This is a genomic window from Desulfurivibrio dismutans (assembly GCF_029210385.1).
Lineage (GTDB): Bacteria > Desulfobacterota > Desulfobulbia > Desulfobulbales > Desulfurivibrionaceae > Desulfurivibrio > Desulfurivibrio dismutans.
Window position 1 is genome coordinate 113,627 of sequence record NZ_JARGDQ010000009.1, and the last position, 23,748, is coordinate 137,374.

At 61.7% G+C, this 23,748-nt stretch carries 17 protein-coding genes and 1 pseudogene; 6 read left to right on the top strand and 12 right to left on the bottom strand.

The genetic code is table 11. The features are described 5' to 3' along the window. Positions 1-36: 36 nt before the first annotated feature. The 5 genes and pseudogenes from P0N66_RS11020 to pstS form a co-directional block, all read right to left on the bottom strand. Positions 37-1,476, bottom strand: a pseudogene (locus P0N66_RS11020) (GspE/PulE family protein); the annotation flags it as partial. A 167-nt stretch (positions 1,477-1,643) separates the two neighbouring features. Next, positions 1,644-2,390: a phosphate ABC transporter ATP-binding protein PstB gene (gene pstB / locus P0N66_RS11025; RefSeq protein WP_275805379.1), complete on the bottom strand. Its 747-nt coding sequence runs from the start codon at positions 2,388-2,390 to the stop codon at positions 1,644-1,646. Positions 2,391-2,608: 218 nt separating this feature from the next. Then, positions 2,609-3,520 carry a phosphate ABC transporter permease PstA gene (pstA, locus tag P0N66_RS11030; RefSeq protein ID WP_275805343.1) on the bottom strand — a complete coding sequence of 304 codons (912 nt, stop codon included), beginning with the start codon at positions 3,518-3,520 and terminating at the stop codon, positions 2,609-2,611. Next, entirely contained in the window at positions 3,517-4,506 is a 990-nt protein-coding gene (gene pstC / locus P0N66_RS11035; RefSeq protein WP_275805345.1) for a phosphate ABC transporter permease subunit PstC, read from the bottom strand. The genes pstA and pstC overlap by 4 nt, the downstream gene beginning before the upstream one ends. Positions 4,507-4,712: 206 nt before the next feature. Continuing rightward, positions 4,713-5,846: a phosphate ABC transporter substrate-binding protein PstS gene (gene pstS / locus P0N66_RS11040; protein WP_275805347.1), complete on the bottom strand. Its 1,134-nt coding sequence runs from the start codon at positions 5,844-5,846 to the stop codon at positions 4,713-4,715. A gap of 397 nt (positions 5,847-6,243) precedes the next feature. Here pstS and P0N66_RS11045 point away from each other — a divergent pair, with 397 nt between their 5' ends. The 3 genes from P0N66_RS11045 to P0N66_RS11055 all read left to right on the top strand — a co-directional run bounded on the left by P0N66_RS11045 (position 6,244) and on the right by P0N66_RS11055 (position 9,791). Beyond that, on the top strand, positions 6,244-8,136 hold the full coding sequence (locus tag P0N66_RS11045) for an ATP-binding protein (RefSeq protein WP_275805349.1): 1,893 nt from the start codon (positions 6,244-6,246) through the stop codon (positions 8,134-8,136). Positions 8,137-8,231: 95 nt separating this feature from the next. Then, the gene (gene phoU / locus P0N66_RS11050; RefSeq protein ID WP_275805352.1) at positions 8,232-8,912 is read left to right on the top strand and encodes a phosphate signaling complex protein PhoU; all 681 of its coding nucleotides are present in this window, start codon (positions 8,232-8,234) and stop codon (positions 8,910-8,912) included. 165 nt (positions 8,913-9,077) lie between these two features. Next, positions 9,078-9,791: a response regulator transcription factor gene (locus P0N66_RS11055; RefSeq protein WP_275805354.1), complete on the top strand. Its 714-nt coding sequence runs from the start codon at positions 9,078-9,080 to the stop codon at positions 9,789-9,791. A 13-nt stretch (positions 9,792-9,804) separates the two neighbouring features. Here P0N66_RS11055 and P0N66_RS11060 read toward each other — a convergent pair whose 3' ends face one another. The 5 genes from P0N66_RS11060 to P0N66_RS11080 form a co-directional block, all read right to left on the bottom strand. After that, entirely contained in the window at positions 9,805-10,404 is a 600-nt protein-coding gene (locus tag P0N66_RS11060; RefSeq protein WP_275805356.1) for a LolA-like protein, read from the bottom strand. 142 nt (positions 10,405-10,546) lie between these two features. Continuing rightward, positions 10,547-11,116, bottom strand: a complete 570-nt coding sequence (locus P0N66_RS11065; RefSeq protein WP_275805358.1) for a PEGA domain-containing protein — start codon at positions 11,114-11,116, stop codon at positions 10,547-10,549. Positions 11,117-11,230: 114 nt separating this feature from the next. After that, entirely contained in the window at positions 11,231-11,974 is a 744-nt protein-coding gene (locus P0N66_RS11070; RefSeq protein ID WP_275805360.1) for a CsgG/HfaB family protein, read from the bottom strand. A 32-nt stretch (positions 11,975-12,006) separates the two neighbouring features. Next, on the bottom strand, positions 12,007-12,957 hold the full coding sequence (locus tag P0N66_RS11075; protein WP_275805362.1) for a hypothetical protein: 951 nt from the start codon (positions 12,955-12,957) through the stop codon (positions 12,007-12,009). Positions 12,958-12,994: 37 nt separating this feature from the next. Then, positions 12,995-13,870, bottom strand: coding sequence for an OmpA family protein (locus P0N66_RS11080; RefSeq protein WP_275805364.1), 876 nt, complete (start codon positions 13,868-13,870; stop codon positions 12,995-12,997). A gap of 296 nt (positions 13,871-14,166) precedes the next feature. On the opposite strand from P0N66_RS11080, the gene P0N66_RS11085 reads away from it, so the two are divergent. The 3 genes from P0N66_RS11085 (at position 14,167) to P0N66_RS11095 (ending at position 20,382) form a co-directional block, all read left to right on the top strand. Further along, entirely contained in the window at positions 14,167-17,430 is a 3,264-nt protein-coding gene (locus tag P0N66_RS11085) for an AfsR/SARP family transcriptional regulator (RefSeq protein ID WP_275805366.1), read from the top strand. Between the two features lie 117 nt (positions 17,431-17,547). Then, entirely contained in the window at positions 17,548-19,365 is a 1,818-nt protein-coding gene (locus tag P0N66_RS11090) for an ATP-binding cassette domain-containing protein (protein ID WP_275805368.1), read from the top strand. A gap of 105 nt (positions 19,366-19,470) precedes the next feature. After that, positions 19,471-20,382, top strand: a complete 912-nt coding sequence (locus tag P0N66_RS11095; RefSeq protein ID WP_275805370.1) for an AEC family transporter — start codon at positions 19,471-19,473, stop codon at positions 20,380-20,382. Between the two features lie 10 nt (positions 20,383-20,392). On the opposite strand, the gene P0N66_RS11100 is transcribed toward P0N66_RS11095, so the two are convergent. Beyond that, positions 20,393-22,483, bottom strand: coding sequence for a copper-translocating P-type ATPase (locus P0N66_RS11100; RefSeq protein WP_275805372.1), 2,091 nt, complete (start codon positions 22,481-22,483; stop codon positions 20,393-20,395). 146 nt (positions 22,484-22,629) lie between these two features. Further along, the coding region (locus P0N66_RS11105) for a DUF2254 domain-containing protein (protein WP_275805374.1) at positions 22,630-23,748 on the bottom strand (1,119 nt) is incomplete at its 5' end.

The window sequence follows — 23,748 nt, forward strand, 5'->3', positions numbered from 1 at the left end:
CGAAGTAATTAATATGGTGCGGTCGAAGTAATTAATGCGGAAAACGCCGTCCTGGGGAACGCGACGCTCGGAAATGTCCAGGCTGGACATGACCTTGATCCGGGAAACGATGGCCGCCGGCTTTTCATTGATCTTGTTGTGCAGCCAGCCGGCTTTGACCTCGCGCAAGACGCCGTCGATCCGGAAACGCAATTTGGCTCCCTTGCGGTCCTGCTCGAAATGAATGTCACTGGCTTTGTGGGTAATGCCGTACTTGACGATGTAGTTGACCAGCTCCTCGGTTTCCAGGTCGTAGGCGCCGTAATCGGTTTGGCTTTCCGGCACCTCGTCGATATCTTCGGAAAGCTCAAGCTGCATGGAGTCGGCCGGACCATTCTCAGCCGCGCGCTCTTCGCTGTTCTCTTTTGCTTCCGGCGATTGCCGACCGCTTAACTTTTTGCTGTAAAGAATTTCAAAAAGCTCGCCAAACTTGGCCTGGGTAATGAAGATGCAGGAGATGTTAAGGCGGTCGTAAAGTTGGTTGAGGTCGCGGACGTTGCTGATTTTATCGGCGCTGAGGGTGGCGACGGTGAGTTCGTTATCTTTCAGCGAAATGGGCAGAATAAGATTTTTTTCAGCATACTTGGGGCTGATGATTCTGGTCAGCGCCCGTTTGTCGTTCTCGCTGTAGATGAACCCCTCCAAAGCTTTGAAGGGAATACCGGCCTGCTTGGAGACTGCTTCCTGGAGCTGGGAGTTGGTAATCAGCTTGTTGTTGATCAGCAGCGTGCCCAGCGGCACGCCCTCGCGCTTTTGCTGGGCCAAGGCTTTCTGGAGCCTGTCCTGGTCCAGGTAGCCCAGGTTGATCAGGATTTCGCCCAGTTTGGTCTGCTTGTCGTACTTGTTTAAGATACGGTCCAGGTCCAGGGGGCTGAGCAGCCCCAGGTCACAGCAGATCTCGCCGATGCTGCGGGAGGATTTCTGGGTTCTTAGAGCGGCGTCGATATCCTGCCGGCGGGCCAGGTTGAGTTTGACCGCCAGGTCACCCAGTTTGTTAGAGCTCGCCTGTTCCTTGATCAACTCGTAGAGGGCGGCGCTGTCCAGGAAACCTTCATCGACCAGGGCCTGCCCCAGAGCCTGGTGGTGCTCCTTTTTCTGCAGGCAGAACATCAACTGTTCCTGGGTAACGTACTTCTTCTCCACCGCCAGGGTGCCAAGATGCTTGCGAAAGCTGGGATGTTCCTGGAGGCGGTGGAGATTCTGTTCGCTGAGCTTGCCCTGCTTGACCAGTATCTGCCCCAGGGGCAGGCCGATCAACTGCTTTTCCTGCTGCTGGAGTTTGAGAACCCGGTCGATGTCCTGCGGGCTGACCATCTTTTCACGTACCAGCAGCTCGCCAAGACGGAAGTGGCCGTTTGGGTTGGGTGCCAAATCGGAATTCAGGGCCGGCTTGTTCATTGTTGGAGGCTCTGCATGGGCTGTCTCGCCGTTGGCCATGAACTGCGCCCCGCAAGAACTGGCGGCAGGAAAAGTTAAGCGCGCAACAGGCGACGACTTTCTGATCCTGACTTGTTGTTGTTTCCGTTTTCCTTATAAATTAGAGCCCCCTTATTGTCAACAAAAGGCGTATAGTTAAAAAGATTTTGTGGCATGGTCCTGTATTATTAGCCGAAACGGCCGGTGATATACTCTTCGGTACGCTTCTGATTGGGGTTGGTGAACATCTTGGCGGTGGGGTTGAACTCGACCAGGTCGCCGACGTAGAAAAAGGCGGTGTAGTCGGAGATCCGCGAGGCCTGCTGCATGTTGTGGGTGACGATGACGATGGTCACCTGCTTTTTCAGCTCGCTCATCAGCTCTTCGATGCGAATGGTGGACTGGGGGTCCAGGGAACTGGTGGGCTCGTCCATCAGCAGCACCTCGGGCTCCACCGCCAGGGCCCGGGCGATGGAGAGCCGCTGCTGCTGCCCCCCGGAAATACCACCGCCGGGCGCCTTGAGCCGGTCCTTGACCTCGTCCCACAGGGCCGCTCCCCGCAGGGCCTTTTCCGCCACCTCGTCCAGCACCGCCCGGTTGCGAATCCCCACCAGCTTCAAACCCGCCACCACGTTGTCATAAATGGACATGGTGGGGAAGGGGGTGGGCTTTTGAAAGACCATGCCAACGCGGCGCCGGACGGTTACCGGGTCCACCTTGGGGGCGTAGATGTCGCTGCCGTCCAGCAGCGCCTGGCCGGTGACCCTGGCCCCCCGGGTAAGGTCGTGCATGCGGTTGAGCGAGCGCAGGAAGGTGGTCTTGCCGCAACCGGAAGGGCCGATCAGGGCGGTGATCTTCTTATTGTACATGGACAGGCTGACATCATTGACCCCGGCGGTGTCACCATAAAAGACGCTGAGCTTGCGGGTCTCCATCCGAATATCGGTAGCCGCCGGCGCGGTTTCAGCATGGCGGCCGGCCGCCGTAGATTCCTGATTATGCATGTTCGTTCCTCTCGCGCTTGTTAGCATTGTGTCCGAAAGCCCGCGCGTAATCGTTCGGCAGTGCCGCAGCTTCGGGCAAGCAGTCAGGTGCCGCGTACCCCTGTACGCAAGCCTGGCTGATCGCCCGAAGATGTGGTGCTGCCGAACGATTACGCCCGCCGGACCGTCACTCGGGCCGTGATAAAGAGCAGGATCACCATCACCAGCAGGACAATGCCCGCCGCCCAGCCCATCTCATGCCACTGCTTGTAGGGGCTGATGGCCAGGCTGTAGAGGCGCTGGGGCAGGGTGTCCACCGGCCCGAAAAGCCAGCCGGTCCAGCGGCTGGGCAGGTAATTGTTGCCGAACGAGGTAAAGAGCAGCGGTGCGGCCTCGCCGGCGGCCCGGGCAAAGGCGATCAGGATGCCGGTGACCAGCCCCACCTTGGCGGCGGGAATGATGGTGGAAAGAATCACCCGCCAGCGGGGCAGCCCCAGGGCCAGGCCCGCCTCCCGGATGGACCAGGGAATGATGTCCAATGCACTTTCGGTGGCCCGGGCGATGATGGGCAGCATGACAAAGGTCAGGGCCACCGCCCCGGCCAGGCCGGAAAAGGTGCCCATGGGCTTGACGATCAGGGCAAAGGCCAGCATCCCCTTCAAAATAGCCGGCATCCCGTTCAAGGTGTCGTTGAGCAGCCGCAGCAATGGGTTCAAGCGATGATCCGGGTACTCGGCCAGCATCACCCCGGCCCCGATACCTAAAGGTACGGCGATGATCAGGGCCATGGAATCCACCACCAGGGTACCGATGATGGTATGCACCAGGCCGGTAGGCTGGCCGGTGTGGGCCCGAGTGGGAGAACCCAGTTCCTGGGTGAAAAAATCCCAGTTCAAGGCGCCGATGCCCTGCACCACCACGTAAGCGATGACGATGAACAGCGGCACCAACACCAGGATAGTGGAGCTGGCCAGTAGACCCAGCATTAGCCGGTCGCGCCAGTAGCGGCGGCCAAGGCTCAGCACCGGGGTGGCCAGCGCGGCGCTGCCGGTCTTGGTGGTATTACCATTAAATGCCGTCATGCCGAGCGTCCTCCGGCGACCATCATTTTGCGTTGAATATAAGCGGCCAGCAGGTTGACGATCAGCGAGATCAGGAAAAGATAAAAACCGATGGCCATCAAACTGGACAGGTGCAAGTTTTCCACCGCCTCCCGAAACTCGTTGATGATCACCGAAGGCATGGTGGCCGCCGGCCCGAACAGGTCAAAGGGCAGGGTGTTCTTGTTGCCGATAAGCATGGCCACCGCCATGGTCTCGCCAATGGCCCGGCCGAAAGAGAGAATTGCCCCGGCGACGATGCCGCTTCTGGCGTAAGGCAACACCGCCATGCGAATCACCTCCCAGCGGGTGGCGCCCAGGGCCCAGCAGGCCTCCCGCTGCGCCTTGGGCACCAGACGGATGGCATCCCGGCTTAAGGCGGCGGTGAAGGGGACGATCATCAAAGCCAGCACGATCACCGCCGTGGTCATGCCGTAACCCATGGGGCTGCCGATGATCGGCAGCAGCTCCGGCCGGCTTTCCGCCGCCCACATATAGAGGGGCAGGTAAAAATGATCCCGCAGCCAGGGGGCCAGCACGAAAATGCCCCAGATGCCCACCACCACGCTGGGTACGGCGGCGATCAGGTCCACCAGGGCGTCGATGATATGGGACAGCCAGCGGGGGGCGTACTCGGCGGAGAAAATGGCCACCGCCAGGGCCGGAAAAAAAGACAGCGCCAAAGCCGCCACACTGGTGACCACGGTGCCGATGAGAAAAGGGAAGGTGCCGAAGGTCAGGGTCAGGGCCGGGTCCCAGGTGGTGCCAATGAGAAAACCCCAAAAGCCGAAGGTTTTGATGGCCTCCGAACCCTCCCAAAACAGCACCACCGCCAGGGAGATGGCCAGTCCCATCACCGTCAGGCCGAACAGGGTGACCAGCACGGCGAATATCCGGTCGCCCAGCCAGCGGTAAAGCAGCGGCGGGGTTCGTCTGACCAGTTCGTAAGTGGATGGGGCAGCAGCCAAGGGAAAGTCCTCCCGGTAAAAGCGTCAACAAAAGGGCGTCATAACAGTCATCGTTCCCGATTCAGCCACGTTTGTGGCGGTAAACGGTAATAAAATCGGGCAGCGGCGGGGCCGGGGAGGAAGTGTCCGTCTCGCCGCCCCGCCGCTTGTGAGGAGAAACTAAGCCGCAAATGTTCGGCTTTGATTAGGATTCGTTTAGGATTGTTTTACCGTTGCATTTCCCGCAGCACTTTTTCGCCCAGCTTCTCGTCCTGCCAGGTGATCTGGCGGATCATCTCGAAGTTGAGGTCGATGGCCGCCTGGGGCAGGCGGGCAAAGCCCAGGGACTCTGAAAGTTCCTGGCCGTCGCGGATGGCCCAGATCAGGAACTTCAGCAGCTCCTCGGCCTGGGCGCGGTTGGCAATGGCCCGGTTCTGGTCCAGGTTCTGATAGACCAGCATCCAGGCGAAACCGGCGGCGGGGTAGCCGTCCGGAGCCGGGGTGTTGGTGAATAGCACCCGGGTGTCGGCGGGCAGGTCGATATCGGCGGCGGCGGTGGTGGCGGCGTAGCTGGGCTCGATGGTGTTGCCCGCGGCGTTGACCACGTAGCCGTAGCTGATATCGCTGAGGATGGCGTAGGAGAGCGAGTTGTAACCCAGAGCGCCGGGGGTGTTCATTACTACCCCGGCCACCCCTTCGTTGCCGTTGCCGCCTACCCCGGTGGGCCAGTTGACGCTGGTGGCGTAACCCACCTTCTTGGCCCATTCATCGGACACCCGGGTCAGGTAGCTGGTCCAGACATTGGTGGTGCCGGAACCGTCGGAGCGGTGCACGATGGTGACGGGCAGGGGCGGCAGCCGCAGGCCGGGGTTGAGTTCGGCAATGCGGGGATCGTTCCAGCGCTTGATCTTGCCCAGGAAAAGGTCCACCAGCAGGTCGCCGTCAAACACCAAGCCTTTTTTAACCCCGGGCAGATTGTAGGTGGGCACCACGTCGGCCAGGGTGATGGGCAGGTTGAAGGCGGCCCCGCCGGTGCGCTGCTCAATGTCGGCCATGATCTGGTCGGAGAGAAAGGCCTCGGACATGCCGAACATCACGGTCTGCTCGATAAACTGCCGAATGCCGCCGCCGGAGCCGATGGACTGGTAGTTGACGGTCACCCGGCCGCCGGTCTTGGTCCGGTACTCATCGGCCATGGCGGTGACCAGGGGGGCCGGGAAGGTGGCCCCGGCGCCCAGGATGTCGGTGCGCTGAGCCAGAGCCGAACCGGCCCCCAGGCCCAGAAAAATCAGGGTGGCGGCCGCTGCGGCCACCAGTTTGGTCTTTAAAAAAGACCGGCGAGGTTGATGTTGCTGGTTCATGGTGCATCTCCTTGTGGTTGGGGTTGGCATTGCTTGGTTTACCGGCGGCCCGGCGGTGTCCGGGAAATTCCGTCGGCCAGTTTACGCCGTTTGCTTCGCCACAGAATGCATCGCCAATGTTCGGCTTTGATTAGGGTTTGTTTTTGATTGGGTAATGATTGTCCGCCAGGCGGCAGAAGTTCCTGAAACCCTGTTGGTTGCGGTCGCTCTTGTGTTAAGTTGTCAGTTGGTAAGCGATCACAGGGCACCGCATCTTGCGGCGATCGGGCCGGCTCACGTACTGAGGTACGCTTCGCCGCCCCGCTCACCACAACCTGCGGCACCCTGTGACCGCTTACCCCGTAGACCCCGTGATCAGTTACGTCAGTTGCACTCACAATCGTAACGAGGAAAAAAGATGACCAACGACCGCCGGCCCCTGATCTGGCATTTGTATCCCGCCCTGCTGCTGGTGGCCCTGCTGGCTCTGCTGGCGGTGTCCTGGCTGGCCGTTACCTCGGTGCGCGGTTTTTACGTGCAGCAGGTGGAGGAGGACCTGGCGGCCCGGGCGTACCTGCTGCAGGCCAAAATTGTTGAGTTGCTGCCGGTGGCCGCGCAGAGTCGGGATCAGGCGGGGGCGGCGGTTGTTCCCCCGCCGCCGGCCGTCGGCGCCGGGGGAACACTGGCCGCCCTGCGGGCCTATTGCCGGGAAGCCGGCCGGGGCGCCGGCACCCGCATCACCGTGGTGGCGCCGGACGGCCTGGTGCTGGCCGATTCCGAACAGAGCCCGGAGGAGATGGAAAACCACGGCGGTCGGCCGGAGATCATCGCCGCCCTGGCGGGTAATCAGGGCTCCGATATGCGTTTCAGCGCCTCGGTGCTGTACGACACCATGTACGTGGCCATCCCGCTGCAGCGCGACGGCGCGGTGGTCGGGGTGCTGCGCACCGCCATTCCCCTAACCGCCGTTGACGAGGCCCTGGCCGAGATCCAGCGGCGGCTGGCCGCCAGCGGCTTGCTGATCGCCTTGCTGGTGGTGGTGGCGGCCTGGTTTGTGGCCCGCCGGCTCAGCCGGCCCCTGGAAGAGATGCGGGCCGGGGCGGAGCGTTTTGCCGCCGGCGATTTCGCCGGTCGCATCGCCGAACAGGGGGCGGCGGAACTGGCGGCCCTGGCTCGGGCCATGAACCGCATGGCCGGGCAGCTCGACCGGCGACTCAAGACCATCGACAACCAGCGCAACCAGTTGCAGGCGGTCTTTTGCAGCATGGCCGACGGGGTGCTGACGGTGGACGAGCAGGAACGGGTGGTGGAATTAAATCAGGCCGGGGCCGAGCTGCTGGCGGTGGATGCGGAAAAGATCAGGGGGCAAAACATCCGGGTGGCCCTGCGCAACAGCGGCCTGCAACAACTGGTGAGCCAGGTGCTGCGGGCCGGCGAACCGGTGGAGGGCGAGTTTACCCTGTTGGATCAGCGCGGCCGGGAGCTGTTTTGCCGGGCCCGCGGCGCCCGCTTGGCGGAGCTGACCGATGGTGGCAGCGGCGCGGTGCTGGTGATCAGCGATGTTACCCGGCTGCGGCGGCTGGAAAACCTGCGCCGGGACTTTGTGGCCAACGTCTCCCACGAACTCAAAACCCCCATCACCTCCATTGAAGGCTTTGCCGAAACCCTGCTGGACGGCGCCCTGGAAGAACCCGACGAGGCCCGCCGTTTCACCGCCATTATCCTGCAGCAGTCCCGGCGGCTGCACGCCATTGTCGAGGATCTGCTGGCCCTTTCCCGCCTGGAGCAGGAAGGCGGCCGCCCGGCGGTGCCGCTGCAGGAGTTGCCGCTGCTGGAAACCATCCGGGCGGCGGTGCAGATTTGCGCCCACCGGGCCCGGGAGCGCGGAATGCCCGTTGCCATCGAAAGCCCGGAAAACCTGCGAGCGCCAATCAACCCGGCCCTGCTGGAACAGGCCGTGGTCAATCTGGTGGACAACGCCGTCAAGTATGCCCCGGAAGGAAGCCCCATCACCATCGGCGCCGAAGAGGACGCCGCCGAGGTCCGCATCATGGTCCGCGACCAAGGCCCGGGTATTCCCGCCGCCGCCCTGCCGCGCCTCTTTGAACGCTTCTACCGGGTGGACAAGGGGCGCAGTGCTCGTATGGGCGGCACCGGCCTGGGTCTGGCCATCGTCAAGCATATCGCCCAGGCCCACGGCGGCCGGGTGGATGTAACCAGCCAACCCGGCCAGGGCAGTGTTTTTACCCTGCATCTACCTAAAAAACCCGCTGTTTCACGCTCTCCTAATGAAACCTTAACCGAAGGCTAATAAACGGGGGTTAGCTTGTGCAACAGTTGGCCCGCCCGGTCGATAATGATCAGCGGTCGCCTTTGAAAAACCACATGCCTAGCAGGGAACCCGTTATGACGCGCCTTATTCAGCCGGAAATCGAAAAAGTCAAAAACCGGACCGGGGAGATCGGCACCCTGATTGAAGAAAACCTGCAGCGGGCAATCAAATCCCTGCTGACCAGGGATGCCGACCTGGCCCGCGAGGTAGTCCGTTTTGACAAGCAGGAGATCGACCGCCTGGAGATCGCCCTGGAGGAACAATGCCTGCGGATCATGGCCCTGCACCACCCGGTGGCCGGTGATCTGCGTTTTCTGGTCACGGTGCTCAAGGTCAACGGCGACCTGGAAAGGATCGGCGACCTGGTGGCCAAGATCGCCGACAAGGTGCTGCAGATCGACGCCCTGAAGATCGATCAGTTGCGGGCCAACGGCCTGATGCTGCCGGAAATGCTGGAAGCAATGTATGAAAAGACCCTGATCATGTTGCGCTGGACCATGGAAGCCTTCCTGAACGGCGATGTCGATACGGCCTATAAGGTCTGCGTCACCGATGACGCGGTGGATACCGACAAGCGGGCCATCCGGGAGGAACTGGAAGAGATCATCGTCGGCAATCCCGCCCAGCACGTGTACCTGGCCAAGCTGCTGGGGGTGGCCCGCTCACTGGAGCGGATCGCCGATCATTGCACCAATATCTGCGAAGATGTAATCTACATGGCGCAGGGCGAGATTGTCCGGCATCAGCCGCTTTAATAACCGGGGGGGCGGGCGCCGCCGAGCCCTGGAGGCGGCGTGGTCGGCGCCCCGTTGTGATCGCGCGGATTCCGGTTCCGCCCCGATCACAACAGAGCGCCGATGCGTTAACGGTTTACCGTGTTGATGGCCGCAGCCATCAGTGAGCCAGTGGAAGGGCCAGCCATGACGACGAACAGCGCCGCCAAACCCACCATCCTCATCGTCGAGGATGACGAAAATATCCAGCAACTGGTGGGCTACAACCTGGCCAAGGCCGGTTACCAGGTACTCTATGCCGACAACGGCGAACAGGCCCTGGCCATGGTGGGCCGGGAGAACCCCGACCTGCTGGTGCTGGACGTGATGCTGCCGGGGATGGACGGCTACCAGGTGTGTAAGACCCTGCGCCGGGAGCCCCGCCACCGCCGCCTGCCCATCATCATGCTCACCGCCCGCACCGACGAAGACGACGTCAGCACCGGCCTGGATCTGGGGGCCGACGACTACATCACCAAGCCCTTCAGCCCCAAGATCCTGCTCTCCCGCATCAAGTCCGCCCTGCGTCGCAGCCGGGAGGAAAACAACCCGGAAGACGAGGAGGGCGGGGTGCTGCGCGTCCATGACCTGGCCATCGATTCCCGCCGCTACGAGGTGACGGTCAAGGGCGAACCGGTGGCCCTTACCCTGTCCGAGTTCGGCATCCTGGATCTGCTGGTCCGCCGCCCCGGCTGGGTCTTCAGCCGCCAGCAGATCATCGACGCGGTGCGGGGCTACGACTACGCCATCACCCCCCGGGCGGTGGATGTCCAGGTCTTCGGCCTGCGCAAAAAGCTGGGCGCTTCCGGTGGGTTGATCGAAACCGTTCGTGGCGTCGGTTATCGCCTGAAAACCCCATAATTAAATCGGTAACTTATTCGCCGAAGCCGCCGAAAAAGTCCATACCGGGCATTTCCATTTTGGTGTAGCCGGTCGGCGGTTGGAAAAGTTCGCTGGGCTGCCGGCCCTCCTTGATATTGCGCATCTCGGTTACTTTTTTTCCGTCCTCGGAGCGGATTGCCGCCTGCAGGCGCGGGTCGAACCACACTGTGATGGCGCCCCGGGCGCGGCCGGGCCTTTCGCAGAGCCATTTTTCCACCTTGCGGCCTTGCAGGGTTTCGCTGCCGACCTTGCGGGGGGTGGTCAGCTCGGGGCAGGGCGATAAAAAGTCGCCGGCATCTTCGGGCTGGAAAGGAATTTCCAGGTAGGTGCGTTCTTGCACTTGCACCATCCAGGAGCGATTGTGGGCAAAATTGACGATGGTGATAAAAGGTTCACCGTCGCTGGCGCTTTCCAGGCGAATGCCTTCGGGGCTGGCGTAGTACTTGCCTTGGATGATGTCGCCGTTATCGGTGTCGATAAAATCGGCGGAAAAGGCCACCGGTTGTCCCTGGGCGTGGATTGCCGCCGGGGCCGCCAGCAGCAATGCTGCCCCCATCAGTAGCAAAAACAGATTGGTTGTGATTGTTCGCATATCCTTACCTCCCAATTAAGATAAACTCGCAAAAAGTCCGTCCATGGACGCCTTGATGACTTCTTGCGAAGTCATCAATAAAAAAAATGATTGAGACAACCGAACCAATTCAAGGTTCGCCGTATCCAGTCACCGTGGTCGCTTACGGTTCGACAATCCGCTCCAGGCTAACGGTAAGGTGAATCCGTTCGCCGCCTTTGATGCGCACCTGGCGCTGCTGTGGTTCGTATCCCTCGGCGCTGACCTGCAGAAGATAGTCGCCCGGCAGCAGCCCGACCTCGAAGGAGAGGTCGGGGTGGCGCTGGAGAGGATAGTCGTTGATGGTGGCTTGTGCCTGCACCGGTTCCACCAGCAGCCGTAAACGGCCGGCCGGGAGCGGGGGCGGCTCTTCATACCAGGGTGTTTCCCGCTGATAATAGGGTGGATAACCCGGAAATGGCGGATAATAAGGGCGATAATACGGTGGGGCGCCCGGATGATGATAGTGGGGCGGCCAGCCGGGATATCCGGGGGGCGGGTAATACATATGGGGAGGAGGGTATGGGGCGTCAATAATCACCTGCCCCGGGGGCGCCCCCCAGGTATGATCCGGCGTCGATGGCATGCCGGGCGAAATTTTTTCTTTTGCCAGAGCTGTCGGCGGCGCCGGCAGCAGCGTGAAGAAGGCGGTCAGGGCGGCCACTGCGGTTATCAGCACATTTCCCCCGATCATCTTTACCCTCCCCGGCCATCGACCGTGTTCAACTTTGATAGCCTCGCAAAAACCCGTCACCCGATAAAGACCTTTCCGGCACTTTTGGCGCTGTTGTCAGCCTTGGCCATTTAACTAACGGTGATGATAAAATTCCGCCGGCGTTTGCTCGACCACAAAATCCACCGCCTCGGCAATGGCCCGGCGGATGGCCTGTTCCATGGGGGTCCGGGCAAAGGTGGAAAGATCGCCGGAGCCCCCGGAACCAAAGACCGAGCCGCCCAGGTCGAAGCTGCGGGCTTTGCCCTCCACATTGGTGGCGGACAGTATCCGGCCGGTGGCGGTATCGACGACGCGCAGGTCCAGGGCCACATGGGCCTGCTGAACGCCGGCGGTCAGCCTTCCCAGCCGGTCGCCCAGCAGCCCGCTGCGGCCTTTGACCGTACCCTTGGTGCCGGCGGTGCCGGGGTCAAAACCGGTGACGGCGGCGATTACCATAAGCTGGGCGCCTTCCAGTTCGCCGATGGGGGCGGTGGTATCCTGGCGGAACCGGCCGCTGGCGCCCAGGTCCTGCTCGGCGATGACCGCCGAGAGTTTCTCCCGTTCCAGCACAATGTAACGGTCGGTGTTGAACAGTTCGGTTATCAGCATGTCCTGCATGCCGCGGCCGTATTCCCGGCGGTACTGCCCTCGGCCCACGGTCTTGTCTTCAAAGTCGGCCACCGCGATGGCCGCTTTGGGTCCATGATAATCCTCGGCGCGGGCCGTTCCCATGTCCGGGCCGCCGGATTGCGCCTGGGCCGTGGCCGCTGGGACGATGAAGGTGCCGGCCGCCAACAGGAAAAATACGCTGATTAGAGTGGTAAATGCAGTTTTCATGGTTTTCCTCCCTCGCTGGTGGTTGGCAGTGTTCAATCCTTTTCCCGTAAACGAATTCGATCGGGCCAGGTGGTCGGGTCGGTGTGGATCATGATCCGGGTGCGGTAAGCGTGTTGGTCAATTTCAGCCAGCAGGTCGACCCAGTCGTCCCAATCAATGCCGGCGGCGGTGCCGGGGGTTCCGACGGGCATGCCGGGCGAACGGGTGCCGGCCGCCATCTGCCGGGCCATTTCCTGGGCCTCCTCCATGCGGCCGGACATGGCCAGGGTCTGCATCTGGATGGCCATTGCCTCCATGTCGGCCTCGCTAAGCACCGGCGGCAGGTTTTCATCATGATACCGGCGGAGCATAGCCTGGGCCTGGTTCAGGGCGCGCCCCCGCTCATCCTGAACTGCGGAAGGGAAAAACAGGCTCCATTGCAGATGGTGAAAACGTTCGCAGACGGCGTTGAAGTCCGGCCAGTCGCGGGCGGGGTCATTGACCACCATGTTCAGCAGTGGTTCGAAAAAATCCGACGGCGGCTTACATCTGAAGTCGGCATCGGCCAGTTGCGGCGGCATGGTCATGCCGGCCGGCGCGTCCTCCGCCGGAGGGCTGGGGCTGGAAATTTCCACCGCCACCAGTTCGGGATGAAGAGCGGCCTTTTCCAGGGGGATTACCCGGTGCAGCACGTAGCGGTAGTGTGTGAAACGTCCCCCGCCGATCTCCTGCTGGTGGGTCTGCCCTCCGGCCCGGAGTTCCTCCGGCGGGCCCAGGTGCTGCCGGTAAAAGTCGACCACGCTCGCAATGGGGTCATGACTGTAAAATACCCGCATGTAGACCCGTTGCTGTTCCGCCACCGCGTGTTCCGCCGCCACCGCGCCGGGATAGACCGGGGCCGCCAACGGTTGCGCCTCGGCCGCCCGCGGCATCTGGCTCATCGTCAGTGCCAGCACCACCGCCATCAGCCCAAGCAGAAATTTACGATCCTGTAAAACCGGCATTTTCAACCTCCTGTAATTAGTCGGTTATTACTGTTCGCTACCGGGCCAGCCGGACCAGTTCCACCCGCCGATTTTTTGCCTTGTTCTCGGGGGTGTCATTGGGCGCCATCGGCATTTTTTCACCATAGCCGGTGGCTTCCAGCCTTGAGGGAGCAACGCCGAATAGAAGCAGGTAGTTGCGCACCGACTCCGCCCGCCGCTGGGAAAGTTCCAGGTTGTAGGCGGCGCTGCCGTCACTGTCGGTATGGCCCTGTATCTCCAGGGCAAGATCGGGGTTGGTGTGCAGCAGGGTCAGCACTTCCTGGAGTTGTTTGTCGGAAGCCTGTTGCAGGGTGGCCTTATCGTAATCGAAAAGAATACCGTAGAGGGCCACCTTGCCGTCGGCGTCCAGCGCCGCCATCATTTGGGCCGACCCGAACTCCAGGGTGGTTGCCAGCGGTTGCTCGTCGATGATGATAAGGGTGGTCGAACCCGCCCCGACCGACACCTCGACCCGGCACCAGGTGAGCCCTCCGTCTTCCCGGGGAATGGTGAAAACCAGGCCTCGGGAGTCTTCCCATTTAATTTCACCGCTTTTGGCAATGGCGGCGGCCTTGAAGTTTTCAAAGTATTCGACCCTGGACACGGAGGTGTTGCGGCTCCCGTCTTCACGGTACAGATAATAGAGCAGTCGGCGATATTCGCCCTTGACTGTTCTTGTGTCCGCTCTTCCCGTTTGGGGATTTTTCACCTGGAAATCATACGCGTCGAAATTCTGCTGTACGGAGCTTCTCTCATGCAGCACCGCGCCGGGGAACGGACGGATCAACGGATGTTCCGTTACCGGTTGGGCAAGGGCCGGGGCAACTCCGGCAGCCAGGATCATCAGGGTCATGATTGAGACCAGGGCGAAAATGCCCGCTCTTATTTTCATCGATTCCTGCTCCTATCAAGAAAAATTTTACGGATCCCAACCACAGAAAAAGCGATGATTATGGCAACGGCGCGTACCATAACGTCAGTTTTGTGTTCTCAACAAGAAGGTCATCGGCAAACCGGCAAAGGGCCAACTGACAATTTCAGGCTAACATTGCGCTACCCACAAATTGCCTACATATTGTTTGAGTATGGCGGTTAAATGTGGCAAGCTCAGAAAAAAGAAATGTTCTTTTCGTTGGGGATCAGCGAACAAATTTATCTGCCTGACAGTAATATTCGGAGGGTCGGAGGGTGCATTTTCCTGCCATTGCCAAGATTACCCGGCCGCCGGGCGCGGACAGGATCGTTCGTGAGCGTTTGTTCAGGCTGATTACCGGGTGTCGCGGTGATAAAAACCCGGACCGGCAGGCCGCCGGGCCGGGCCGACCGATCACCTGGGTCACCGGCCCGGCGGGTTGCGGCAAGACGACCCTGGTAAACAGTTATCTTGAGCGCTGCGATCATTTTCAGCTCTGGTACCGGCTGGATGATAACGACAACGATATCGCCACTCTTTTCTACTATTTGCGGCTGGCAGCCGGCGAACAAAAGGTACTGGTCGATGAACTGCTCCAGCCGACCCCCGAGTGTCCCTTGGGTCTCGAGACCTTCACCAGGAGATATTTCGAGTCCTTTTACCGGCTTATCCCCCGGCCGGCGATCATCGTGTTCGATAACTTTGAGGAGATCGCGCCGGAATCGCCCTTTCTGTCCATGTTCAGGCTGGCCCTGGAGGTTTTGCCGCCGGGGGTGTCGATAATTGTGATCAGTCGGCGGCAACCGCCGCCCCATTTCGCCCGCTTCAGGGCCTTACAAACAATGGGGGTTGTCGGCTGGGACGAGCTTCGCTTTACTCCGGAAGAGTCCCGGGCGCTGCTGACGACAAACGAAGAGTGGCGGTTTGCTCCGACGGAGATTGAAACGATCTGCGAGCAAACCGGGGGGTGGGTCGCCGGCCTGGTCCTGCTGGCCGAAAAACTGAAAAATGAGCCATCGAGAGAAGAGCCGGTCCGAATCGTCCACACCGAAGAGATCTTCAACTATTTCGCCAACGAAACTCTGGCTGCCGCGGCCGAGGAGCTTCGGTCCTTTATGCTCGCTACCGCTTTTCTGCCAGAGATGACCCCCCGGACGGCCAAAGAGTTGACCGGAGGGTCGGCGGCGACGATCCTGGAACGACTTTATCAGAACCATTTCTTTATCGAGCGCCGACGGGGTCGGGAGCCGATATACTCCTATCATTCGCTGTTCGGTAAATTCCTGCGCTTAACGGCGGCGGAAGTTTTAACGGCCGCGCAACTGCAAGCGATAAAGCTAAAGGCGGCTGCCATTTTGGTGGATGAGGAGACGATCGAGCCGGCCGTCGAACTGTTGCTGGAAGCAGAGGCCCTGGATGAGCTGGCGCTGCTGCTGCAGCGTCGCGGTCTGGAATTGCTGGCTCGGGGGCGACAGCAGGTGATAATTGACTGGCTCGGCGGCCTGCCCGAGGAGCGGCGGCGAAAAAATCCGATCCTGCTCTACTGGTGTGGGCTGGCCGGGCAATTTTCCGATCCGGCCGGGGCCAGGAGAGAACTGGAAGTTGTTTTCAGCCACTGTGCAGAGGGCGATCCCCTTAAGTTTCTGGCCTGGTCGGCGATTGTCGACGGCTTTCGCTTTGAATGGGATGATTTCACCCCCCTGCGGAACTGGATCGCCTGGCTTGATGAAGCCAGGGCCCGCGGCGTTGCCTGCCCGTCGCCCCAGGCTGAAGCCCGGGTGGCTTCCAGCATGGCGGCGGCGCTGATGATCGCCAGGCCGGATCATCCCGAAATCAGCTACTGGATCCAGCGTGCCACAGAAGAAGCCCGTGATCATCCGGATATCACCTATCGAGTCAGTTCCTATTCTTACATCGTCAACTATTTTTACTGGGTCGGTGACCTGGAAGCCGCCGCCGTGCTGCTTGAAGAGATCAGGCAGCTTGCCCAGAACAGCGGGGCTTCGCCGCTGATCCGGTTGATCTGGTTCTGGCTGGAAGCGGCCATTGCCGTATGGCTGGAGTCGGATTATGAGGGGGCTTTGAACAAGGTTGCCGAAGCACTTAAATATGCCGAAGAAACCGGGATCCATATTTGGGACCAACCGCTGTTGGCGGTGGGCGGATATGCCGCGCTTTCCCATGGGGACATCAGGCGGGCGCGCGGTTTTATCGGGCGGATCGCGGCCGGGCTCAACCCTAACCGGCGCCATATGGTCGGGCAGTATCACTATCTTGAGGCGTGGAGCGCCATGGTTGATGGGAAATTGGCCAAGGCCCGGGTTCAGGGGGAGGTGGCTCTGCGGTTCACTCGCGCAACCGGTTATGTTTTCCCGCAAATTATTGTGCTGCTAGGCCTGGTCTGGATCCTGCTCGAGATCGGCGACTTAAGGAAGGCCCGTGATTTTCTGCAGGAGGCGGAAGAGCTGAGCCGTCGCACCGGCAGTCGCACCTTCCGCTATGGATGTCTAATGGCCCGTGCCCGGCTGGAATTCCTGGCCGGCGATGAGCGGGAGGCCTCGGCGGCCTTGGCGCAGGCTTTGCGACTGGGGCGAGAACAGGGCGTCTACAATCTTTTTTGGATCGCCAGTCCGGCCGCCTTGGCATCTCTTTGTGCCGAGGCCCTGACCCGCGGCATCGAAATCGAACAGGCCGGCATGATCATCAAAAAGTGCCGACTGGTGCCGCCTGCTCTTCTCAAGGGAAAAGCGGCGACTGACTGGCCTTACCCGCTGGCGATAAATACAATGGGGGGTTTTACCTTAATCAGGGATGGGGTGCCTCTGGTTTTTGCCGGCAAAACCCCGCGCAAACCGTTGGAAATGCTAAAAATTTTGATCGCAATGGGCGACCGGGGGGTAAAAGAGGAGCGGCTCAGCGATTTTCTCTGGCCGGATGCCGACGGGGATGCTGCTCATAAATCCTTTGAGGTCAATCTGGCACGCTTACGCAAGCTGCTGGGCGGTCGCAGCCACATCCTCTATCATCACGGCCAGGTGGAGATCAACCCTGATGGTTGCCGGGTTGATGTCGTTGAACTGGAAATGCGGTTGCGGGAGGCCGAGAAAGCCTGGGAGGAGGCGGATCGTGTGGCGACCAGGAAAAAAGCGTCAGCCGCCGCACCGGCCGCCCGTTTGAGCGAGTTGGCCGTAAGCCGTTTTCAGGGTGATTTTTTGCCGACCCATGAAGAGTCCTGGGCAGCCATCTGCCGTGACCGTATACGTGCCCGCGTGCTTGTTCTGCTGGCCAGACTGGGGGCTTATCACCATGAAGCCGGTTGTTTGGAAGCGGCCCTGGCCGCCTACCGCCGGGGGCTTGAGATTGACGAACTTAACGAGGAATTCCACCGCCGGAGCATGGTCTGCCACTCCCGCCTGGGCCAGAAGGCCGAAGCGGTCGCTGCTTACCGGCGCTGCCGCCGGGCGCTGGCTGGTGGACTTGGCATCAGCCCGTCGGACCAGACCGAAGCGCTTTATACACAGATTTGCCGCGCGTCCTGAGAAACATTCGTCGCCGGCCGGGTGGCAGGCGGCTGTTGACAACCGCCATGGCGCCGGGTACTTTCGCGATTTCGTTTTTTACCGACTTTGCTGAATTTTGCGGGAGAATTATTTTTTATGTCCCTGGTTTCTTTACAACAGGTCAGCCTGGCCTTCGGCGGCCGCCCGTTGCTGGATCAGATCGATCTGCAGGTTGAACCCGGCGAGCGGGTCTGCCTGCTGGGGCGCAACGGCGAAGGCAAGTCCACCCTGCTGCGGGTAATCAGCGGCGAGGTGGAGCTGGACGGCGGCGAGATCGTGCGCCGCAAGGGGCTGCGCTGCGGCAGCCTGGAGCAGGAGGTGCCGCCGGGGCTGCGGGGCACGGTCCGTGAAGTGGCGGCAAGCGGGCCTGGGCCGGTGGATCAGTTGCACCTGGAGAAGGTTTTAAGCCGCCTGGAGCTGCCCGTCGAGCAGCAGTTTGCCGAACTCTCCGGCGGGCTCAAGCGCCGGGTGCTGCTGGCCCGGGCCTTGGCCGGCGACCCCGAGCTGCTGCTGCTGGATGAACCCACCAACCACCTGGATATCGCCGCCATCACCAAGCTGGAGGAGATTCTGCTGAACTTCTCCGGCGCCCTGCTCTTTATCACCCACGACCGGCAACTGGTCCGCCGCCTGGCCACCCGCATCATCGAGCTGGACCGGGGCAAGCTCACCAGTTGGCCGGGGGATTACGACAACTACCTGCGCCGCCGGGATGAACGGCTGGCCGCCGAAAGCAGCGAAAACGCCCGATTTGATCGCAAGCTGGCCGAGGAAGAGGTCTGGATTCGCCAGGGCATCAAGGCTCGGCGCACCCGTAACCAGGGCCGGGTGGAGGCCCTGCAGCGGATGCGCCGGGAACGCATGGCCCGGCGGGAGCAAAGCGGTCGGGTCAAGATGCAGATCCAGGACGGCGCCCGCTCCGGCCGCCTGGTGGCCGAAGCCAAGGAGCTGTCCTTTGCCTATGACGGCCAGCCGGTGATCAGCGGGCTGAGTACCACCATCATGCGCGGCGACAAGGTGGGCATCATTGGCCCCAACGGGGTGGGCAAATCCACCCTGCTGCGGCTGCTGCTGGGGCAACTGGCCCCCACCGCCGGCCATCTGCGCCCGGGGGTCAACCTGGAAATCTGCTACTTCGACCAGCAGCGCGAACAGCTTGATCCGGCCCGCACGGTGGCGGAAAACCTGGCCGAGGGCCGCGACACGGTGATCATCAACGGCCAGCCCCGCCACGTGCTGGGCTATTTGAAGGATTTCCTCTTTGCCCCGGAAAGGGCCCGCTCACCGGTGGCGATCCTGTCCGGCGGCGAAAAAAACCGGCTGCTGCTGGCCCGGCTCTTCACCCGCCCCTGCAACGTGCTGGTGATGGACGAACCCACCAACGATCTCGACGTGGAAACCCTGGAGTTGCTGGAAGAGCTGCTGCTGGATTTCAATGGCACCCTGCTGCTGGTCAGCCACGACCGGGCTTTTCTGGATAACGTGGTCACCAGCACCCTGGTGTTTGAGGGCCGGGGGAGGGTGGTGGAATATGCCGGCGGTTATCAGGACTGGCTCAGCCAGCGGGCGGCGGGGGAAAAAGCCGCCGGGATGGGGGCGGCCAAAGGCGGCGGCAACGGCAAGGTGGGCCGGGGCAAACCCGGCGACGACCAAAACGGCCGGGCCACCGGCGCGAAAGCGGCGGCCCAGCCAAGGCCCAAACTGAGTTTTACCGAAAAACATGAACTGGCCGAGCTGCCGGCCCAACTGGAAGCCCTGGAGGCCGAGCAGGAAAAACTGACCGCCGCCATGGCGGAACCCGACTTCTACCGCCGCCCGGCCGAAGAAATCACCACCCACCAGCAGCGCCTGCAGGCCCTGGAGGAAAAGCTGGCCGCCACCTACCGGCGCTGGGAAGAGCTGGAAGAAAAGTAAACGAACAGCCCGTTAAATCAACACTTCGTTGGCCCTGGTGAACGGTTGCGAAGAAAAGGCTCGGGCGGCCTGAACCCCATTACGCAAGTTCCGGGAGTCCCACCGGTGGAAAATTTTATTCTAACCATCTCCTTTCTGCTCATCGGCCTGCTGCTGCAGCGGTTGCCGCAACTGCCCGAAGACGCCGTCCAGACCCTGAACCTGCTGGTCATCTACGTCTCGCTGCCGGCCCTGGTGCTGCTCAAGGTGCCGCAACTGGCGTTTTCCCGTGAGTTGCTGGTGCCGGCCCTGCTGCCCTGGGCGATGCTGGCGGCCTCGGCCCTGGCGGTGCTGCTGCTGGCTCGCGCCCTGGCCTGGAGCCGGGAGGTCACCGGCACCCTGCTGCTGCTGGTGCCCCTGGGCAATACCTCGTTTTTGGGCATTCCCATGGTCAGCGCCTTCTTCGGCGAGGAGGGCATTCCTTACGCCCTGATCTACGACCAGTTCGGCTCCTTTTTGGCCCTGGCCACCTACGGCTCTTTGGTGGTGGCCCTGTACGGCAGTCAGGGTGAAAAACCCTCCTGGCGCACGGTGGCCAAAAAGATCGCCACCTTCCCGCCTTTTCTGGCCCTGCTGCTGGCCCTGGCCCTGGCCTTGGGCACCGACCCGGCAGCGCTCCCGGCCCCCGCAACCGCCCTGCTTACCAGCCTGGCCGCCACCCTGGTACCGGTGGTGATGATCGCCGTGGGCCTGCAGTTGACCTTGCGCCTCAACCGCGAGGTGCTGGCCCCCATGGGCCTGGGGCTGGCCATCAAACTCGTCCTGGCGCCGCTGCTGGCCTTGCTGGCGGTGAAAGCCCTGGGGCTTGAAGGGCCGGCGGTGCAGGTGGCGGTCTTCGAGGCCGGCATGCCCCCCATGGTCTCCGCCGGCGCCCTGGCGGTGGTGGCCGGTCTTTCCCCCAAGCTCACCGCCGCCATGATCGGCCTGGGCATCCTCCTTTCCTTCGTCACCCTGCCGCTGCTTTTTTCCCTGCTATAACCATTCGCCGTTACAGTTGCGCCCGCTTGAGAAGCTGAGCGTTGATCGCTACGATCACGGTACTTGCGGACATCAGTACCGCGCCTACGGCCGGAGTGAGAAGGATGCCCCAGGCGGCCAGCGCGCCGGCGGCCAGGGGAATGGCAAAAATGTTGTAACCCGCCGCCCACCAGAGGTTCTGGAGCATCTTCCGGTAGGTCGCGCGGGACAACTCGACGATCTTCGGGATGTCGCGCGGGTCGGACCGTACCAGCACGATGTGACCGGCCTCCACTGCGACATCGGTACCGGCGCCGATCGCGATCCCGATGTCGGCGGTGGCCAGGGCCGGGGCATCGTTCACGCCGTCACCCACCATCGCGACTTTCTTGCCCTGATCCTGCAGCTCGCGGACCTTGACGGCCTTGTCCTCGGGCAGAACCTGCGCAAACACGGTGTCGATCTCCAGTTCAGCGGCGACGGCATCGGCGACGGACTGGGCATCACCGGTGAGCATGGCCACTTCGATGCCCCGAGCGTGCAGCGCCCGGATGGCCTCGCGGCTCTCCTCGCGGATGGCGTCGGCCACGGCGAAGACCGCCAGGGCCTTGCCGTCCCTGAGCAGATAAATGGCAGCCTGCCCGCGACCGGCGGCCGCGTCGGCGGCCTGGCGCAGCGTGTCCGACACCTGCGCGTTCTCGGCCTCGAGCAGTGCGGGGCCACCCATGTGATACTCGGCACCCTCGACCGATGCGGCAACACCCTTCCCGGTCAAGGCCCGGAAGCCGTCCGCCGACGGCACTTCAAGCTTACGTTCCACCGCCGTCTTCACAATGCCACGGGCGATCGGGTGCTCTGATTCCGCCTCCACCCCGGCCGCGACCCGGAGCAGGTTCTCCTCGGACTCCCCCTCGGCCATCGCCATCTCTACCACCCGGAATTCTCCCAAGGTGAGCGTGCCGGTCTTGTCGAAAATCACGGTATTCAGGTTTCGGGCCTCTTCCAGCCCGCGCCGATCCCGCACCAGCAGGCCGTTTTGCGCGCCCAGGGAGGTGGAGATGGCGACGACCAGCGGCACGGCCAAGCCCAGGGCGTGGGGACAGGCGATCACCAGGACCGTCACCACGCGAATAATGGAGAAGTCGATGGACGCGCCAAGAAACTGCCACACCACCAGCGTGACCACGGCGGCGACGATGGCCACCCCGGTCAAAATCCGGGCCGCCCGGTCGGCCAGATGCTGGGCCTTGGATTTCGAGGTTTGGGCGTCGGCCACGAGCCGCATAATCCCGGAAAGCTTGGTCTTTTCCCCGGTGCCGGTAACCTGAACGCGCAGGGAACCCTCACCATTGATGGTCGCGGCGATGACCTCATCGCCTTCCTGCTTTTTTACCGGCCTGGACTCGCCGGTAATCAAGGCTTCGTTGAGATCGCTGGTGCCTTTCTGGACCACGCCGTCCGCCGGCACGCTCTCGCCGGGACGGACCAGCACGATGTCGCCTTCCCGCAGCTCGCTGACCGGGACGGTCTGCTCACCCTGCTCGGAGACCCGAGTCGCGGTGTCCGGAATTAATTTCGCGAGTTCCCGGAGCGCACCCTGCGCCTGGGAGATCGAGCGCATCTCGATCCAGTGGCCCAGCAGCATGATGGTCACCAACGTGGCCAACTCCCACCAGATGGCATCCGCCTGAATAAACCCGAGCTGGACCACCCACGAGAAAATGAAGGCTACCAAGATGGCCAGCGAGATCAGGGTCATCATCCCCGGCAGCCGCGCTCTCAGCTCGCGCCACGCCCCTTTCAGAAAGACCAGGCCGCCATAAAGAAAAACGACTGTGGCAAGGACGGGTGATATCCACGTCGAGCCGGGGAACTCGGGGGCCTGGTAGCGAAAGATCATTTGAACGTGTGCCGCCCAGAAAACGACCGGCACGGTGAGGATCAGGGAGAGCCAGAACTTGTCGCGAAACATCTCCGGGCTGTGACCTGCATGCTGGTCGTGGCCGGCATGCTGATCGTGCCCGGCATGATCTTTTGCCGCCTTCCGGTGGCCGCTATGCCCCTCGCCGCCGGCGGGCGGCGAAGACTGATGGTGATGATCGTGGTGGCTGTTTGGGCTCATAATATCGTCTCGACTCGTTCGTAGAATTTGTGGGTAGCATTTTCTTTGAAAATGATCAGTTCCTGAGCCAGATCCCGGCCGGAGGCGAGGGCGGCAAAGACGCTCCTTCGCCGTGCGTAAGCGCCCCCAAAAGGTAGACATGAATTTCAGAGGCTACAATCTGGCGACTCGCTCAACAATTGTTTCGCAAATTTAAAGCGTTCCTCCACCTTCTGGCGTTCCTCATCTTCTGGCAGTCCCTCACTAGCCCCACGGGCAATCATTTCAGCGTGCCGTAACAGCGCAGCGCGATCCTCTGGCCGGTGTACGAATCTCGCGACCTCGGCAATCGTTTCCAGCAGACGGACAGTAACCGCGGTGCTAGAGCGGGAATTTTGTCGGATCTGGGTGAAGGCCACATCTGTGACTTCCACAAAAGTAGACCCTGGTGAAATCACCCTCAGCTGATCCGTACTGTCGTAGCGATAAGGCGATGGCATGTCTCGCGTAGCCAAACGAGTCAACGCGGACGCCAGGCGATCTACGCACGTAATCGCCGTGAACGGGTCATTCACTCCCGGGGAGAGGGCGCGCAGAGCGATCTCCACGAGTTGGGTAACCGCGAACTCGATGTCCTGGCCCGAAGTCCGCTGGTTACCCAGGGCGAAGGCGTTGTTGACCTGATCCGTGGGCACGTCGGTCGCCCTCTCTCCCGGCCATACCAGTATAAGCGGGCCACCGGCGACCACATAGTCGCCGGGTACTCGCTCCAATCGAATTACTACGTCCTTTTGCATCGCCAACTCAATCAGGACGTCCGTGTCGATGAACTGAAGGTATCCGTCCGCGCTCGCTGGAATGAGACGAGCTTCCCGGGCGAAAGCGTCTAGAAATTCCGCATCGGGTGGCACTGCCGGAATCCGTGGCACCCCCCGTCCGATGTGTTCCGGAAACAGGCGGTCCACCCCAGCGATCAACTCTCTGCTGACGCGCGCCACAATCTCGTTGGCCTGCATCGAAACAGACAAATGGTGAATGTAATAGATCAGCACTCCCACGCTCGCGATTGCAAAGAGTACGCCGAGCGTGATTGACACATGAGGAACAAAAGCAACCTCCTCCTCGCGCCGGATGGTAAGGAGGACGAGCAAACAATACAGGAAGGTGGCGACGAACGTGCCCAGCACGACCTGAGTCGTCTTGTCGCGCAGGAAACTGCGGAGCAAGCGCGGCCCCAACTGCGACGTAGCCAGCGACAGGGCTACCAGTGTCATCGAAAAAACAAC

What these genes read in the sequence shown, in the direction of transcription:
- pstB (WP_275805379.1), bottom strand. Translation starts at nt 2,390, where the DNA reads ATGGAGACCCGCAAGCTCAGCGTCTTTTATGGTGACACCGCCGGGGTC.
- P0N66_RS11100 (WP_275805372.1), bottom strand. Translation starts at nt 22,483, where the DNA reads ATGAGCCCAAACAGCCACCACGATCATCACCATCAGTCTTCGCCGCCC.
- pstA (WP_275805343.1), bottom strand. Translation starts at nt 3,520, where the DNA reads ATGACGGCATTTAATGGTAATACCACCAAGACCGGCAGCGCCGCGCTG.
- P0N66_RS11090 (WP_275805368.1), top strand. Translation starts at nt 17,548, where the DNA reads ATGTCCCTGGTTTCTTTACAACAGGTCAGCCTGGCCTTCGGCGGCCGC.
- P0N66_RS11070 (WP_275805360.1), bottom strand. Translation starts at nt 11,974, where the DNA reads ATGAAAACTGCATTTACCACTCTAATCAGCGTATTTTTCCTGTTGGCG.
- P0N66_RS11055 (WP_275805354.1), top strand. Translation starts at nt 9,078, where the DNA reads ATGACGACGAACAGCGCCGCCAAACCCACCATCCTCATCGTCGAGGAT.
- pstS (WP_275805347.1), bottom strand. Translation starts at nt 5,846, where the DNA reads ATGAACCAGCAACATCAACCTCGCCGGTCTTTTTTAAAGACCAAACTG.
- P0N66_RS11065 (WP_275805358.1), bottom strand. Translation starts at nt 11,116, where the DNA reads ATGATCGGGGGAAATGTGCTGATAACCGCAGTGGCCGCCCTGACCGCC.
- P0N66_RS11075 (WP_275805362.1), bottom strand. Translation starts at nt 12,957, where the DNA reads ATGCCGGTTTTACAGGATCGTAAATTTCTGCTTGGGCTGATGGCGGTG.
- P0N66_RS11045 (WP_275805349.1), top strand. Translation starts at nt 6,244, where the DNA reads ATGACCAACGACCGCCGGCCCCTGATCTGGCATTTGTATCCCGCCCTG.
- P0N66_RS11080 (WP_275805364.1), bottom strand. Translation starts at nt 13,870, where the DNA reads ATGAAAATAAGAGCGGGCATTTTCGCCCTGGTCTCAATCATGACCCTG.
- phoU (WP_275805352.1), top strand. Translation starts at nt 8,232, where the DNA reads ATGACGCGCCTTATTCAGCCGGAAATCGAAAAAGTCAAAAACCGGACC.
- P0N66_RS11060 (WP_275805356.1), bottom strand. Translation starts at nt 10,404, where the DNA reads ATGCGAACAATCACAACCAATCTGTTTTTGCTACTGATGGGGGCAGCA.